Raw genomic sequence first — 15,928 nt, forward strand, 5'->3', positions numbered from 1 at the left:
CGCCGACCTCATCCCTCCATGTGGTCGCTCGCTGATGCCGTGCGACGAGCGGTTGCGCGCAGGTTTTTCGGTTCAAACCTTTGAGGCTTGGATATGGCACAGTTCGTGGGTACTTCGGCCGGTGACGCGTTCACCGGTGGCACGTCTAACGACCTCATTCTCGGCCTGCAGGGTGCTGACACCCTGATCGGTGGTGGTGGCAATGACACCATCTACGGTGGCCAGGGTGATGACTCGATCACCTACGGTCTCGGCGGCGGCAACTCCGGTTCGGTCCTCGTGTTCGGCAACGAGGGCGCGGACACGATCGTCAGCGCCGGCAGCTCGGGCCGCAACACCATCACCGGCGGCAACGACTCGGCCGACGGCGCCGATCTGATCGATGCGCGTCTCGACACCGGCGCCGACCTGATCCTCGGCAACGGTGGCATGGACACCATCTTCCTTGGGACTGTTCCCCAGGGTGGTCTGTTCACCTTCGCCAACAGCGTTGTCGGTGGCTACGGGACCGACCTCATCACCGCGAACGGTGGCTCGAGCCTGATCCTCGGCAACCAGGGCAACGACTCGATCGTCCTTTCGGGTGGTGCCAACACCGTTTACGGCGGCCAGGACAACGACCTGATCAACGACTCGGTCGCCGGCAACGATATGATCTTCGGCAATCAAGGTGCCGACTCGATCAGCGTCGCAGGCGGCAACAACACGGTCGTCGGCGGTGATGACTCGACCGATGGCGCGGACCTGATCCAGATCGGTGCTGGCGCGGGCACCGACTTTGTGCTGGGTAACGGCGGTAACGATACCCTTGACGCTTCGGCTCAGGTCACGGCCAACACAAACTACACCGACACCTTGGTCGGCGGCTTCGGCGATGACTCGATCCTCGCCGGCAATGGTACCAACGACTTCATCTTTGGTAACCAGGGCAACGATACGATCCAGCTCGGCGTCAACCAGGGCGTTGACACGGTCTACGGTGGCACGGGTGATGACGTGATCACCAATCGTGGCAACGGCGGCAAGGCCATCGTCTACGGCAGCGAGGGCAACGATATCGTCAACCTCGTCGCAGATACCTCGGCCGTGACGATCTACGGCGGCGTGGACTCGGTCGGTTCGGGCGACGGCATCAACAGCCTGGTCGGCGGCACCGTCAACGACTTCATCTTCGGTGGGTCGGGCGCTGACACGATCATCGGCGGCACGGGCGCCGACACGATGCGTGGCGGTGCTGGCGCGGATGTCTTCCGATCGTTCGGCGGCACCACTGGTACGACATCTGACTCCTATACTGGGACCGGCACGACCATCGTCACCGACTCGATCACCGATCTTAACACCACTCAGGGCGACAAGCTCAGCATCCGCGCAGGTACGGCGGCTGCTCAAGGCGCCAACGTCACGATCACCACGGTCGGGGCGGGCGTAATCAACGAAGACAATGCCAACGTTAACTCGCTTCAGGCTGCCGCCAACGCGGCTGTCATGGGTGTCGAGTCTCAGCAGAATACCATGACCAACACGGCTGCGGTGTTCAGCTATCAGAACAACACCTACGTGGTGGCGGACATCGACGGCACCGCGGGCTTCGCGGGCGACGGCGGCGACTACCTCGTGAAGGTCACTGGCTTTACGGGTACGATCGACAAGACGACCTTCGTCTAAGACATCGACGACGGCGGGGGTGCTCCAGGCAGTCCCCGTGTAGGTCAGAAGGGAGAGGGGGCGGCTTGCCGCCCCCTCTTTTCACGTTCAGGGATGCCGATGCAGTTCGCCCTCACCTATGCCGCCGGCAGCTACGACATCCGCGGCAAGTTGATGGGCCGCCAGTCCGCCGGTGTCGGCTTCCTGCGCGCCGCGCTGGACGCCCGCCCCGCCCGCCTGTGGTGCCACGCCCAGGCCCGGGCTGGTGCCGAGACCTTCGCGGCCGACTGCCGGGCGCTGTCGCCGCAGCCCCCCGAGATCCGATTCGTGCCCTGGACCGAGCCCGGCCGCCTCGCCGAGGCGGGCCTGCTGTACCGGCCGGACCCGCAGATCGCCGACACGGCTTGGCAGCGCCAGGCCGGCGGCCACGCCCGCGCCTACAGCCTGTGCGGCGTCACCCACACGCTCTCGTCCACGGCGGCGATGAGCGTCGCGGCCGACCTGCCGCGCGCGCCGCTCTACCCCTGGGACGCGATCGTCTGCACCTCGCGCTCCGCGCGCGACGTGTTCCGACACATCCTCGAAGCCGAGATGGAGCACCTGCGCCGCCGCACCGGTGCGACCGCCTTCACCCTGCCGCAACTGCCGCTCATCCCGCTCGGCGTCCACGCGCGCGACTTCGATTTCACGGCGGAGGACCGCGCCGCCGCGCGCGCCGCGCTCGGCCTCGGCGAGGGCGACGTGGCGGCGCTGTTCGCCGGCCGCCTGTCCTTCCACGGCAAGGCCCACCCCCTGCCCATGTTCCTCGGGCTGGAGGGCGCGGCGCGGCAAACGGGGCGGCCGGTGACGCTGATCCTGTTCGGGCAATACACCAACGCCACCATTCGCGGCATCTTCGAGGCCGAGGCGGCCCGCTTCGCGCCTTCGGTGCGCTTCCTCCATCTCGACGGCGCCGCGGACGAGAACTTCCGGCGCGCCTGGGCGGCGGCCGACCTCTTCACCTCGCTGGCCGACAACGTGCAGGAAACCTTCGGGCTGACGCCGGTCGAGGCCATGGCGGCGGGCCTGCCCTGCGTCGTGAGCGACTGGAACGGCTACAAGGACACGGTGCGCCACGGCGTCGACGGCTTCCGCGTCGGCACGGCCCTGCCGCCGCCCGGCGCCGGCCTGATCCTGGCCGACCGCTTCGACATGCGCATGGACGACTATGACCGCTACATCGGCAAGGTGAGCCAGATGACGGTGGTCGACGTGGCCTCGGCCACCCACGCCTATGCCGAGCTGATCGCCTCGCCCGAGCTGCGCGCCCGCATGGGCGCGGCCGGCCGGCAGCGCGCCCGCGACACCTATGACTGGAGCCTGGTGTTCCGCCGCTACCTGTCGCTGTGGGAGGAGCTGACCGAACGCCGCCGCGCCGACCCGCGCGTGCCGGGCGAGGACTCGCGCCTGCGCCGCCCCGACCGGCCCGACCCCTTCGCGCTCTTCGCGGGCTTCCCGACGTTCGCGCTCGGCGACGGCACCCGCGTCCGCCTCGCGCCGGGCGGCATGGCCGAGGAAGCCATCGCGCGCCGCGGCCTCGCCTCGGTCGACTTCGCCGCCGGGGTCTTGCCGGACGACGCCCTTATCCGCGCCGTGCTCGACCGCCTCGCCCCGGCCGGCGTCGCCACCGTGGGGGAGATCGCCGCCGCGGTCCCGCCGGCGCGCCAGGACGGGATCCTGCGCGCGGTGGCATGGCTCGCCAAGATGGGGATCCTCAGGCTGTGCTGATGAGCATTCTCCCCGATCGCGTCCGGGATCTCAGGTCTGGACGGGAGACGGCCTCATTACGGCCTTCGCTCGCGTAGTGTCGGACTGCCGAGGTCGCGCATTCTCAGGAGATCACGGTGATCGCCCTCTCGTTCATCGCGATGCCTTCGTCGTCGGTCAACCAGACGGTGCACGTCACCCGTTCTCCGTCGAGGATCGGCTCGATCCGGTGCAGGATCGAAGCGGGAAACACCACGGCGCATCCCGGCTCGGCGGCGTAGCCCTTCGCGGAGAACTCCGGATATGAATCCACGCCTCCCAGATAATCATCGTTCAGGTTGAGCACTACGCCGTAGCGACGGTGGCGGGCGAATGGCTCTTCGTTGTATCGCTGCGCCTTCCGGGGAGCATTCGAAGCCGTGATCCTGTGCAGGGTCGGGTCGCTCGGCCAATGAACATTGACTGACAGCAGGCGGATGAGGTCGGGGATGACGACCGACATGATGCGGGAATTGATCTTCCTTCTCAGAGCCTGACCCAAAAGGATGGATGACGTCGTCCTGGTTGTGTGATTCAGAGTCGGCGAGCGAGCGGGCAGGATCACCATGTGGACCGACGAACAGCGAGAAACCTACAAGCGCCCGGGTGGCGGCTTTCCGAGCGACGTCACGGACGCGGAGTGGGCCGTGTTGGGCCCGCTCATCCCGGATGCGACTCCGGGTGGCCGGCCCCGCAAGACCGACATGCGTTCGGCGTTGAACGCGATGCTGTTTCTGCTGCGGACCGGCTGTCCGTGGCGCTACCTGCCGCGAGACGGCTTTCCCCCGCGTTCGACGGTGTACAACATCTTTCGCAAGTTTCAGGCTGATGGCACGTGGCATGCGATCTGGGACCAGCTTTACCCGATGCTGCGGGAACGCGAGGGCCGCGAAGGATCCCCCTCGGCCGGCATCATCGACAGCCAGACGATCAAGTCGGCAGAAAAGGGGGCTGTAAAGCCGAGAAACAGACCGCCGACGCAGCCGACGCCGTGGGTTATGAGCCTGGAAAGAAGGTGAAAGGGCGCAAGATCCACTCTCTCGTCGACACACTGGGCTTGCCGATCCGCCTCGTCGTCCATTCGGCCGGCATTCAGGACCGCGACGGCGCGGCGCTTTTGTTCGACAAGATCAAGCCCCGCTTTCCGTGGCTGGAGTGCGTGTTCGCCGACACGGGCTACAATGCGCAACAGACCTATGAGGCGGCAGCGGGCAACGGGCTGCGGCTGGAGATCGTCCGCCGCAATCCCAACGCAGTCGGCTTCGAGGTGATCAAGCGACGTTGGGTTGTGGAGCGGACCTTCTCCTGGCTGGGCCGGAACCGGCGCTTGGCCAAGGACTTCGAGAACCTCGCCTCCACCCTGCTGACCTTCGTCACGCTGGCCGCTATCCAGTTCGGCATACGGCGACTCGCGCGATCGTAGGCTTTTGGGTCAGATGGGGTGATTGGGGCTCCAGCCCAGGCCCAACGGTGGCTGCTCCTGCCCGGATGGTTCAACGTGGTCCGTGTCGAGCGGCCACAAGCATCGCGACAGGAGCAACCATGACGTACTATGCCGGACTGGACGTGTCCCTGGAAGAGACCGCGATCTGCGTGGTCGATGACGCGGGTCGGATCGTGAAGGAGCTGCGCGCCGCGAGCGCGCCAGGGCCGCTGGTTGCGGCCCTGCAGGGCTTGAAGCTGCCGATCGAGCGGATCGGCCTCGAAGCCTGCTCGTTGACGGCTTGGCTGCACGAGGGCCTGCGCGCGGCGGGGCTGGCGGCGGTCTGCATCGAGACACGGCAGGCCAACGCCGCCATGAAGACCATGCCCAACAAGACCGACCGCAACGACGCGCGTGCCCTGGCGCAGATCATGCGCACCGGCTGGTTCCGGCAGGTGCACGTCAAGTCGCAGCAGTGCCGGCTGTGGCGCTCGCTGCTGGTCGCACGCCGCACGGTGCTGAACGAGATGCGGTCGATCGAGAACGTCGTTCGGGCCATGCTTCGGGAAGCCGGGCTGAAGGTCGGCACGCCGAGCCGGGCGGCCTTCGACAAGCGTGTGCGCGAACTCTGCTCGGACGACACAGCGTTGCTGGCGATGGTGGAGCCGTTGCTCACTGTACTGTCGACGATGATCCAGCAGCTCGCCCGATTGACAAAACAGGTGCTGAAGATCGTGCGCGAGGAAAAGATCTGTCGGCGGCTGATGAGCGCACCCGGCGTCGGCCCGATCACCGCCCTGGCGTTTCGCGCCACGATCGACCGACCCGATCGGTTCGGCCATTCGCGCGACGTCGGTGCCCATCTCGGCCTGACGCCCTCGCGCTACCAGTCGGGCGAGACCGACATTCAGGGCAAGATCAGCCGATGCGGCGACGAACTGGCGCGAACGGCCCTGTACGAGGCCGCTAACGCGCTGCTCGTGCGCAGCCAGAAATGGTCCAGCCTGCGGGCCTGGGGCATGACGATCGCCAAGCATCGCGGCATGGCGCGGGCGCGCGTTGCCGTAGCCCGAAAGCTGGCCGTGGTCCTGCACCGGATGTGGAGCGACGGTACCGACTTTCGGTTCGGCACCGGGCCGACCACCGCGCCCGCCACCGTAGTTGCCTGACGCTCGGAGGACACCGCGGGCCGCCACCCGCACGAGCTTCACCTGAAAGGGTGATGTGGACCGTTCCCGTGGGGACGATCGGTAAGGCCACCTCGTTGAGAGTCTTGAGCCCGCGGCGACGTCGCGAGGTCGTGAAACAGATCGAGGGACCGAGCCGGACTGACCCCATCATGCGGCGGCGAAACGCCGACCGCGAAGAGAAGCGTGTGACCCGCGGGAACGGGACAAAAAACCTGACAGGAGCGCTTGACCTCCAGAGCCCCAATCAGAGAAGGCTCTCAGGTCAGGCGGCTGCAGTCTGAGGGTGCCGAGATCCGCCGCACGTCGGTCGGTCGATGCGTACCGTAACAGGTCTACTCTGACCTCGTCATCGATCAATCGGGGGAAGAACAGCAGGGGCGGTGACGCGTAAGACCTGCGCCTTTCTCCCGCCTTGATGGATTTCACGAGGTTCGGCCATTCGTCATCGAGCCTGGAAAAGCCGAACCTCGCCACGACGTACCGCGCCGGGTCGACGACGATGATCGACAGGACGAAGTCCTGGTCGCGGTCCGGGGTATCGACATTGGGCAGGACACCGAAGGTTCGCGCCAGTTTCAGGTCGTGGTCATGGATGAAATGCGCTCCCTGCCGGCACGTTTCGCCCAGATCGTGCCGGGCAACCTCTGGCGGGTCAGACGTGATGCAGAAGAGTCGAAGAGAACGGGCGGGCGCAGTGCCACGAAGCGCGATGATCTTGCTCAAGGTCGCGCGGCTCACCGGATGCGTGAAAGACGCGAAGAAGCCGAGGATAACGAAGTCGCCGGCGAGGCCATCCATGTCCCATGTCTCGCCATCCGTCGTCTTGAACCGGGCATCGGGCGCCCGCTTGCCGACGCCCACCGGCGTGTAGGGAGGCCAGGCAGGGAGCGGCCTTCCCCAAAACATGTAACCCTTTCCCGTCGGGTAGGAATGGTCATTGACGGGATAGGCTCCGACGACGGTCGCGCACGGCGCGTCGTCGTCGGAGAAGTCCGGCCGGCGGATGCGCCAGTCACCGTAGGCGAGGTCCAGCACCTCCTCCGCCCTGCTCGGGATCGACACCGGAACGCCCAAGAAGCTGGCCGGTCGGCAGTTCTGAAACAAGGCTTTCGGCATCTTAAAATGGTGCAGGCCGCCGAGCTTGCGGAATGAATACAGCGTGTAATCGTCCCCGTCCGCGTAGAACACCCAGATGTCGATGCCGAGGCGCGTGTCCCTGGGAAATGTCACCGTCATCTGATAGGGCGTCCGCTTCTCCAACGCCAATCCGATGTCGTTCAACCTGCGCTCAAAGAGCGTGATCTTGTCGATGTCGTGATCGAAGATGTTGAGGTCGATGTCGTGGTCGTGCGGGATGATGCCGCCATCCCTGACATGGCCGAGCAGAGAGCCCCACATCAGCACGGACCTGATTCCGGCATCGTCCAATGCCCCGCAGATCAGCGACAGGAGTTTGGCGCCTTCGACGTGTACCCGCATGGCCCTATCGCATCCTTGCTCACGGATCGTTCGATGCCCGCTGCGGCCTACGCCGACCAGTCTCGCCGGGCGTCTTCCAGTTCGTCCAACGTGTCCACCTCGTTCCACATGAAGTCACACTCGCGGCAGAACAGGCCATCCTTCAACGAGAGCATCGGATCCCAGTACTCTACGCCTTCCATGCCCATCATCTCTTCAACAGCGTCTTGGGACAGCTTGTAGATGCCGACGAGTTCTCTGTCGGCCGTCAGATCGTACCCCCACCGTTCGACGCGCCCGTTCTCATCCGTCTGGACGTAGAACGGTTTCGCGTTCCTGCGAGGCGTCACACAGACGGCGTTCGGCTTTGCGTGGTCGATCAGGGCATCGACGATGCGGTGATCGTAGATCAGGTCGCTCTCGATCAGCAGTGCGCCGGACGTCAGCTCCGGATACGCGCAGTGGAAGGAATGGATGGAGGGGCGACGATTGTCTTCGTTCCAGATCAGCGATGTCGTGAGCGGGGGGCGATCTCTCGCCAGCCAGTCGCGTATTTCGGCACCGTGGTTTCCGACGACGATCGTCGCCGCCTTGAAGCCGACCCTCGCGAGAGCTTCGAGCGAGTGCATGAGTAGCGGTTTTTCGGCCACCTCGGCCAGACATTTCGGTCGATCACCGCCGAAGCGGGTGCTTCTGCCGGCCGCAAGGATGACGGGTCTGTGTGTCTGGGTCATCACTCGCATCTAATCGAAAATGCCGACTCGGGTGAAGATGTGGAGCCCGTCCATGCCACCTCGTCATGGCGCTCCTGTCCGGCAGGAGCCATGTGCGCCGATGGCCGACCAAACGTTAAGCGCTATCAGATCCGGTCGTCGGATCCCTGGGCCGGCCGCTGCCCGGCGAAGCGGTCCGCGAAGCGCCCCTTGAACGGCACGGTGCCGACGTGGGTGATCTCGTGGCTGACGCTCGCCCAGATCTCGCCGCCGCAGTCCTCGGTCCAGCGCCGGCAGAAGGACAGGTCCTCGCCGAGCATCCGGTTGTCGGGCAGCACCATGGGGCGGAACGGCTGCACGAGCCGGCCCGACAGCCCGTCCGCCAGCAGCGGCTCGAAACGCTCCGCCACGAGGCCGGGCAGCTCCGCCATCCGCTCGATCACCGCGCGCTGGATCAGCATCACGCCCGATGGGCTGCCCTTCACCCGCGTGAAGCCGTTCACGATCTCGATGCGCCCGTCCGGGCCGGTCGCGAAGTCCTGGTAATAGTCGAGCGCCAGCGACTGCATCTTCTGCCAGGATTCGGCCTGCCGCGCCGTGCGCCACAGCCGCTCGAACGATATGTCGCGCCGCGGGCCCACCACGGACACGACGGGCTTGTCGAAATCCAGCATGGCGAACAGCGCGTCCGCCGGAAAGCCCTGGTCCGCGTCGACGAACAGGAGGTGCGTGAAGCGCGACATCTCCAGCACGTAACTCGCCATGACGTTGCGGGCGAGGTCGATGCTGGCGTAGGAGTTCGCCGACAGCGTCAGTTCGATCTCGGGCCGGCGCAGGCGCGCCTGCTTCTGCAGCCCGAACACGCTGTTGAGATAGTCCACCGTCACCTTGCGGTCGTGTGTCGGGGTGGCGATCAGGATGTGGGCCGGGGCCGGCATGTCGGGCGTCTCGGGAGGGATCGCTCGTGGCTTAGCCCGAACCTCGGCGCCGCTGCAACTTCGGACGGGGCTGCGCGTTACCTACCCTTGCAAAAATGAGAGCACGCTTATAGACCCGGCCCGTGACGAAAGCCGGAGCTCGACGATGTCCGACGACCAGTTGATCTACGCCAATCTCGCCGCCGGCGACCCGGTGCCGTGGATCAAGCAGCAGTGCCAGGGCATCCACTTCGCGCCCGACGCCATGGCGGGCCGCTACCTCGTCTTCTGCTTCTACGGCTCCGCGGCCGACGAGCGGGCCCGCGCGGCCATCGGCGCCGTGGGCCGCCGCCGGGACCGCTTCGACGACGCGCGCGCGAGCTTCTTCGGCGTGTCCACGGACCCCGAGGACCAGACCCTCGGCCGCGTCAAGGACGTGATGCCGGGCATCCGCTTCATGTGGGACTTCGACCGTTCGGTGAGCCGCGCGCTCGGCGCCGCGCCGAAGAACCGCGGCGACGCCGTCGGCCACCGGGCCTTCTGGATGATCGTCGATCCGTCGTTCCACGTCCTCGCCACCGTGCCCTTCGCGGCGGACGGTTCGGACGTGGACCGGATGTTCGAAATCCTCGATTGCCAGCCCCAACCGTCGCGCTTCGCCGGCTTCGAGGTGCCCGCGCCCGTGCTGGTGCTGCCGAACGTCTTCGACGCCGGCCTGTGCCGCCACCTGATCGGCCTCTACGACGCCGACGGCGGCGGCGAATCCGGGGTGATGCGCAACAACGTCGGCGTGCTCGACCGCACCTTCAAGAGCCGCAAGGACTACTCGCTCGAAGACCCGAAGCTCGTCGGCCACGTGCAGGGTCTCATCGCCCGCCGTGTCCTGCCGGAGATCGAGAAGCTGTTCTTCATGAAGGTCACCCGCATGGAGCGCTACATGGTCGGGTGCTATTCCGCGGAGGACGGCGGCCATTTCCGCCCCCACCGCGACAACAATTCCGAGATCACGGCGCACCGGCGCTTCGCGGTCTCGATCAACCTCAACGCCGATTTCGAGGGCGGCGAGGTCAGCTTCCCGGAATACAACCCGCGCGGCATCAAGGCGCCCCCGGGCTGGGCCGTGGTGTTCCCCTGCGCGGCCCTCCACATGGTGTCGCGCGTGACGAGCGGGCGCCGCTACGCCTTCCTGCCCTTCGTCTACGACGAGGCGGGCGCCGCCATCCGCCAAGCCTACCTCCGCTCGCTCCAGCCCGCTGCCGCCCCCGCGGGCGGCGCCGGCCTCGGCGGAGAGGCCCTGGTCGCCTGATGGGCTTGCACGGTCGGGTCGGCTGCAGCGGCGTCGATCCTTGACGTCGATGCGGCTACGGGGTGGCGCATCGACGTCGCGGCATCCGGCGGGGGCTGGGTGGCCGTCTCCCGCTCTGCTCTACCTGCTCCTGGCATTGCCGGTCGTCCTTTTCCAGGTGTTCGGCACGCCCCCCTTCCAGATGCCGGATGAACCGCGCCACTTCATGCGGGCCGTGCAGATCGCCGGCGGGGGCCTGCTCGGGCATCGCTACGACGATACGTTCTCGGGCGGTGACCTCGAGATCGCGGCGCAGGACGTCGCCGTCGCCTTCCGGCCGCTCGCGCTCGACACCGAGAAGCGCCTCGATCTGGCCGTCGTCGCCCACATCGCGACCCTGCGATGGGGCATGACGGGCAAGACGCCAGCCTTATTCGAGAACACCTCGATCTACCCTCCGACGCTTTACGCGCCGGCGTCGCTCGCCATCCGCCTCGGAAAGGCTCTCGACCTCACGATCCTGTCCACATACTACCTGGCCCGCCTCGCGATGGGGCTGAGCGGGCTGCTGCTCGCCACCCTGGCGATTCGTACCTGCGCGATCGGTCGGAATGCGCTCTTCGTGTTCCTGTCCTTTCCCTTCGTGCTCAGCGCCTTCGGGTCGATCTCGCAGGATGGGCTCGCCATCTCGGCGGGCGCATTGGCGGTGGCGCTGTGCTCGCGATACCTCGCCGAGGATCGGGCGATGCCCGTGGCCATTCGCGCCGGTGTCGCTTTGCTGTTGGGCGCCGTCGTCGGGGCCCGCTTGCCCTTGGCTCCTCTCCTCGCCCTCCTCGTAATCCCGACGTCGTCGTCCCGACCCGGGCTGCGCCCGGCCGACCTCGCGGCCTCCGCGCTCTGCTTGGTCCCGGTGTCGCTCAGCCTGCTGTGCGCCGCGGTCGCCAAGATCCCGTTCAGGGCACAGGATGGCGTGGCGCCGGCCGATCAGGTCGCGTTCGTGCTGCGTCACCCGGCCGGCGTCGTCCAGACCCTTTGGACGACGATGGCGGAACACGGCGGCGAGTTCGCGCGCGAGATGGTCAGCGTTCTCGGCTGGTGGAGCGGCATGGGACCGTCCTTCTTCTATTGGTGGATCGCTGGCTGCCTCGCAGCGGCCTTGACGATCGATATGTGCATGCCGGCGCCCGCGCGCTCGGATCGGAGCCGGCTGCTCGCCCTCGGTGCCGCGATCGTCGCGACCCTCGGAGTATTCGCCACCTTCTACGTGGCCTGGACACCCGTCGGAGGGGCGCAGATCGAGGGCGTGCAGGGCCGCTACTTCGTCGTCCCGGCCCTGGCCTCGCTGCTCGCCCTGCCACGCTTCTCGCCGGCGGCCGCTTATGTCGCGACGCTGTGGCCCTCACAGGTTCTGCTCGTTCTGGGACGGGCTATCTGCCTCGGCGTCGGCTGCCTCGATCTTTGGGCTGTTCCGACAACGATCCTGGCGCGGTACTATCAATGATCGTGGGGCCGACCTCCGGGCGGTTAGCGCCCGCGACCCGACGGGGTCGGCCCTCGCAGGTTTCTCCGAATGGCCACAATCGCCGGTCATCCCCTCGGGCTCGCTGGTCGTCATGTTCGGATCGGAGAAAATGATTACCCGGGCTGGAAGGGTTAATCGTCTCGATGTATGACGCCAGCCACCTCGGCTTATCGCCCTTCGATGGAACTCGTGAATGTCGCTGAGCACCGTGGCGGAGCCGCAGACCCAAACAGCCCAGGCTCAGCCGGCATCGCTTCAGCAGCCGCGCGTGGTCGACACGGGTCTTCCCGCTCTCGCCCTGATCGCCAACTTCCACCGCCTCGGCTGCGACGTCGCGCAGGTCCGGCACGAGATGGGGCTGGGCGACAAGGTTTGCGACTCGCTCGATGTCGTCAGGGCCAGCAAGCTTGTGAAGCTCAAGGCGCGCCGCCTTCAGAAGCAGTCGACGAAGGCGTTGGAGAAGGCGCCTCTGCCAGCTCTGGTCGAGATGAAGGACGGGCAGTTCCTCATCTACGGTCGGCGCCACGAAGACGGGAAGATGCGTCTCGTCAACGCCGTGACGCGCGAGGTGCGCAACCTCACCGCGGATGAACTCGCCGCGGAATGGACCGGCACGCTCCTCCTGTTCGCCCGCAGGGTGGCCCTGAAGGCAGAAGCCGGCCATTTCTCAATCGCCTGGTTCCTGCCCTTCCTTTGGCGCTATCGCCGGCCGCTGGCCAGCGTGGTCACCGCCTCGCTGTTCATCCAGCTCTGCACGCTGGCGACGCCCCTGCTGTTCCAGATCGTCATCGACAAGGTGCTCACCCACAAGGGCATGTCGACTCTGTACATGGTGATCCTGGGCATGGTGCTGGTCGGCCTGTTCCAGGCGCTGCTGACCTGGCTGCGCACCTACATGCTCACCCACACGACGAGCCGCATCGACGTCGAACTCGGCGCCAAGCTGTTCGACCACATGGTGCGGTTGCCTCTCGCCTATTTCGAGGCCCGTGCTACGGGCCAGACCGTGGCCCGCATGCGCGAGATCGAGCAGGTCCGCAACTTCCTCACCGGCTCCGCCCTGCTGACCGGCCTCGACGTGATTTTCTCCGTCGTGCTGGTCGCCGTGATGGTGGCCTACTCGCCATTCCTGTCGGTGATCGCGCTGCTGTCGATCCCGGTCTACGTCGTAATCGGCATGACGATGCGTCCGCTTCTCCGCGCGCGCATGATGGACAAGTTCAACAAAAACGCGCTCTCGACGCAGTTCCTCGTCGAATCGGTCGTCGGCATCCAGACCGTCAAGGCCATGGCGATCGAGCCGGTGTTGCGCTCGGAATGGGAGGACAGGCTCGCCGCCTACGTGGGCTCGTCCTTCGACGCCGTGTCGATCGCCAACGTGGGCCAGAACGCGTTCCAATACGTGTCCAAGCTGTCGTCGGCGGCCGTGCTGTTCTTCGGCGCCCAGGCGGTGATCGACGGCGACCTCACGGTCGGCGGGCTCATCGCGTTCAACATGATCTTCGGGCAGGTGACCGGACCGATCCTGCGGATCTCCCAGCTCTGGCAGGACTTCCAACAGGTGCAGATCTCGGTCGAGCGCCTCGGCGACATCATGAACAACGCCCCCGAGTCGACCTCCATGGCCCAGGCGCACCTGCCGCCGGCCAAGGGCGACGTGCAGATCCGCGGCATGACGTTCCGCTACGAGGCCGGCGGACGCGAGATCCTGAAAAACATCAACCTTGCAATCCCGGCTGGGCAGGTGATCGGCATCGTCGGCCCGTCGGGCTCCGGCAAGTCGACCCTCACCAAGCTCGTGCAGCGGCTTTATACGCCCGAGCGCGGGCAGATCCTGGTCGACGGCATCGACGTCGGGCAGGTCGACCCAGCCTGGCTGCGCCGTCAGGTCGGCGTGGTGCTGCAGGAGAACCTGCTGTTCAACAAGACCGTGCACGAGAACATCGCGCTGGTGAACCCCGCCATGTCGCGCGCCCAGGTCATCGCCATGGCGCGGCTGTCGGGCGCCGACGAGTTCATCAACCGCCTGCCGCTCGGCTACGACACGATGATCGTGGAGCGCGGCGCCAACCTGTCGGGTGGCCAGCGCCAGCGCCTCGCCATCGCGCGCGCCCTGGCCTCCAATCCGCGCATCCTGATCCTCGACGAGGCGACCTCGGCGCTCGACTACGAGAGCGAGCGCATCATCCAGGAGAATATGCGCCACATCGTGCACGGCCGCACGGTGATCATAATCGCGCACCGCTTAGCCGCCGTCCGCGACTGCCACCGGATCATCGCCGTGCAGGACGGCAACATCGTCGAGGACGGGTCACACCACGAGCTTCTCGCCCTGCCGACGAGCCTTTACGGGCGCCTGTGGCGCATCCAAGCTGGAGAAGCGGAAGCCGCATGAGCACTCAAGCCCAGCTTCCCGCCGTCCGACCCTCGCGTGTGCCCGCCATCGTCGCGCGGGTGCCCGCTGCCTTCAAAGCCTCGACGGCGCCCAAGCCGTCGACGGCCTACACTGAGTTCCTGCCGGCCCACCTCGAGATCCTGGAGACGCCCGCCTCACCCAAGATGTCGTTCATGCTCTGGACGATCTGCGGGATGATGACGGCCGCGATCGCCTGGAGCTCCTTCGCCAAGATCGACATCTACGCGGAAGCGCAGGGGCGCATCCAGCCGAGCGGCCGCTCCAAGGTGATCCAGCCGCTGGATGTGGGGCGCGTGTCCGAGATCGCGGTGCAGAACGGATCCATCGTCAAGGCGGGTGAACTCCTCGTCCAGCTCGACGCGACGCAGAGCGAGGCCGACCGGGCGAGTGCCGCCGCCGACCTGCAGTCGCTCCACGCCGAGATCGCCCGGCGCACGACCGAGATCGTCGACGTCCAGGCGGGCGTGACCAACCCCACCATCATCTATCCGCCCGACGTGTCGGACTCCTATCGCAGGCGCGACGACAGCGTTTTCCAGGCGGAGATGAGCCAGTACCAGGCGCAGGTGGACGGCCTCCAGGCCCAGCTCGCCGAGAAGACCGCCCGCAACAAGCACTTGGCGGACACGATCGCGGCCCGCGAGAAGGTCATCGACTCGATGACCCAGCGCCTCGACATGAAGCAGACCTTGGAGGCTCGCCAGGCGGGCACCAAGGCGGCGGTGATCGACGCCAGCCAGACGCTCGAGAACGAGCAGCGCAATCTCGCCGACGACCACGGGCAGGTGATGGAGAACGACGCCGCTGCGGTGTCGCTGCGCCGCCGGCTCGACCAGGCCAAGCGCGACTTCCTGGCCACGCAGAACCAGAAGCTCAACGACGCGCAGCGCAAGCTGGACGATGTCCAGCAGAGCCTCGTCAAGGCGGCAGCGAAGGTTCAGCAGGCGCGCATCGTCGCGCCGATCGACGGCACTGTGCAGCAACTCGCAGTCACCACGGTCGGCCAAGTCGTCACGTCGGGCCAGCCCCTCATGGTGCTGGTGCCATCGACGAAGTCTCTCGAAGTGATGGCGCTGGTGCAGAACCAGGACATCGGCTTCGTCAAGGACCAGCAGGACGTCGTGCTCAAGGTCGACGCCTTCCCGTTCAGCAAATACGGGACGCTGAAGGGCAAGGTGACGCGCATCTCCAACGAGGCGGTCGACTCCCAGGAGGCCACGGCTTCGTCCGACGCGAGCACGCTGGCGCGCCCGTTGAACAGCCAAGCCGTGTCTGGCAGCCAGAAGGTTCAGAACCTCGTCTACCCGGTCACGATCCAGCTCGAACAGACGTCGATCAACGCCGACGGCAAGGACGTGCCGCTGATGCCGGGCATGATGGTCACGGCCGAGATCCAGACCGGCAGCCGCCGTGTCATCCAGTACCTGCTGGCGCCGATCTGGGAAGCGACTTCGCAGGCGGCGCACGAGCGCTGACGGGGGGCTGAGCGGCATCAGGGGCGGGCGCAGCTTGTCGGCAGCGCCCGACCGACCGCATCGGCGCGCGACCGCGGCAGATCGCGGCGTATCTGGG

11 protein-coding genes and 1 pseudogene are annotated in these 15,928 nt (G+C 66.5%); 8 read left to right on the top strand and 4 right to left on the bottom strand.

All coding sequences use genetic code 11. The features are described 5' to 3' along the window. Nucleotides 1-93 precede the first annotated feature (93 nt). Together L7N97_RS19230 and L7N97_RS19235 are read left to right on the top strand one after the other, a co-directional pair. Nucleotides 94-1,668: a beta strand repeat-containing protein gene (locus L7N97_RS19230; RefSeq protein WP_237479896.1), complete on the top strand. Its 1,575-nt coding sequence runs from the start codon at nucleotides 94-96 to the stop codon at nucleotides 1,666-1,668. 99 nt (nucleotides 1,669-1,767) lie between these two features. Continuing rightward, a complete protein-coding gene (locus tag L7N97_RS19235; protein ID WP_237479897.1) occupies nucleotides 1,768-3,414 on the top strand; it encodes a glycosyltransferase family 4 protein in 1,647 nt (548 codons plus the stop codon). A 103-nt stretch (nucleotides 3,415-3,517) separates the two neighbouring features. Here the strand turns inward: L7N97_RS19235 and L7N97_RS19240 are convergent, their stop codons facing one another. Beyond that, nucleotides 3,518-3,895, bottom strand: a complete 378-nt coding sequence (locus tag L7N97_RS19240; RefSeq protein WP_237479898.1) for a 2OG-Fe(II) oxygenase — start codon at nucleotides 3,893-3,895, stop codon at nucleotides 3,518-3,520. A gap of 103 nt (nucleotides 3,896-3,998) precedes the next feature. On the opposite strand from L7N97_RS19240, the pseudogene L7N97_RS19245 reads away from it, so the two are divergent. Together L7N97_RS19245 and L7N97_RS19250 are read left to right on the top strand one after the other, a co-directional pair. Continuing rightward, a pseudogene (locus L7N97_RS19245) lies at nucleotides 3,999-4,855 on the top strand (IS5 family transposase). 119 nt (nucleotides 4,856-4,974) lie between these two features. Further along, a complete protein-coding gene (locus L7N97_RS19250; RefSeq protein ID WP_237477084.1) occupies nucleotides 4,975-6,024 on the top strand; it encodes an IS110 family RNA-guided transposase in 1,050 nt (349 codons plus the stop codon). Between the two features lie 168 nt (nucleotides 6,025-6,192). Here L7N97_RS19250 and L7N97_RS19255 read toward each other — a convergent pair whose 3' ends face one another. From L7N97_RS19255 to L7N97_RS19265, 3 genes are all read right to left on the bottom strand, one after another. Beyond that, nucleotides 6,193-7,524 carry a peroxiredoxin family protein gene (locus tag L7N97_RS19255; RefSeq protein WP_237479899.1) on the bottom strand — a complete coding sequence of 444 codons (1,332 nt, stop codon included), beginning with the start codon at nucleotides 7,522-7,524 and terminating at the stop codon, nucleotides 6,193-6,195. Between the two features lie 47 nt (nucleotides 7,525-7,571). Then, the gene (locus tag L7N97_RS19260) at nucleotides 7,572-8,237 is read right to left on the bottom strand and encodes a phosphocholine cytidylyltransferase family protein (protein ID WP_237479900.1); all 666 of its coding nucleotides are present in this window, start codon (nucleotides 8,235-8,237) and stop codon (nucleotides 7,572-7,574) included. Nucleotides 8,238-8,362: 125 nt separating this feature from the next. Beyond that, nucleotides 8,363-9,154, bottom strand: coding sequence for a hypothetical protein (locus tag L7N97_RS19265; protein ID WP_237479901.1), 792 nt, complete (start codon nucleotides 9,152-9,154; stop codon nucleotides 8,363-8,365). Between the two features lie 145 nt (nucleotides 9,155-9,299). On the opposite strand from L7N97_RS19265, the gene L7N97_RS19270 reads away from it, so the two are divergent. From L7N97_RS19270 to L7N97_RS19285, 4 genes are all read left to right on the top strand, one after another. Continuing rightward, entirely contained in the window at nucleotides 9,300-10,439 is a 1,140-nt protein-coding gene (locus L7N97_RS19270) for a 2OG-Fe(II) oxygenase (protein WP_237479902.1), read from the top strand. Nucleotides 10,440-10,488: 49 nt separating this feature from the next. Beyond that, complete coding sequence (locus L7N97_RS19275) at nucleotides 10,489-11,919, top strand: DUF2142 domain-containing protein (RefSeq protein WP_237482310.1); 1,431 nt, start codon at nucleotides 10,489-10,491, stop codon at nucleotides 11,917-11,919. A 214-nt stretch (nucleotides 11,920-12,133) separates the two neighbouring features. Further along, complete coding sequence (locus L7N97_RS19280; RefSeq protein WP_237479903.1) at nucleotides 12,134-14,335, top strand: type I secretion system permease/ATPase; 2,202 nt, start codon at nucleotides 12,134-12,136, stop codon at nucleotides 14,333-14,335. Beyond that, nucleotides 14,332-15,831 carry an HlyD family type I secretion periplasmic adaptor subunit gene (locus L7N97_RS19285; RefSeq protein WP_237479904.1) on the top strand — a complete coding sequence of 500 codons (1,500 nt, stop codon included), beginning with the start codon at nucleotides 14,332-14,334 and terminating at the stop codon, nucleotides 15,829-15,831. Before L7N97_RS19280 ends, L7N97_RS19285 begins: the two co-directional genes overlap by 4 nt. Nucleotides 15,832-15,928 lie beyond the last annotated feature (97 nt).

The sequence above is a fragment of the Lichenibacterium dinghuense genome, assembly GCF_021730615.1.
GTDB classification, from domain to species: Bacteria; Pseudomonadota; Alphaproteobacteria; order Rhizobiales; family Beijerinckiaceae; genus Lichenihabitans; species Lichenihabitans dinghuensis.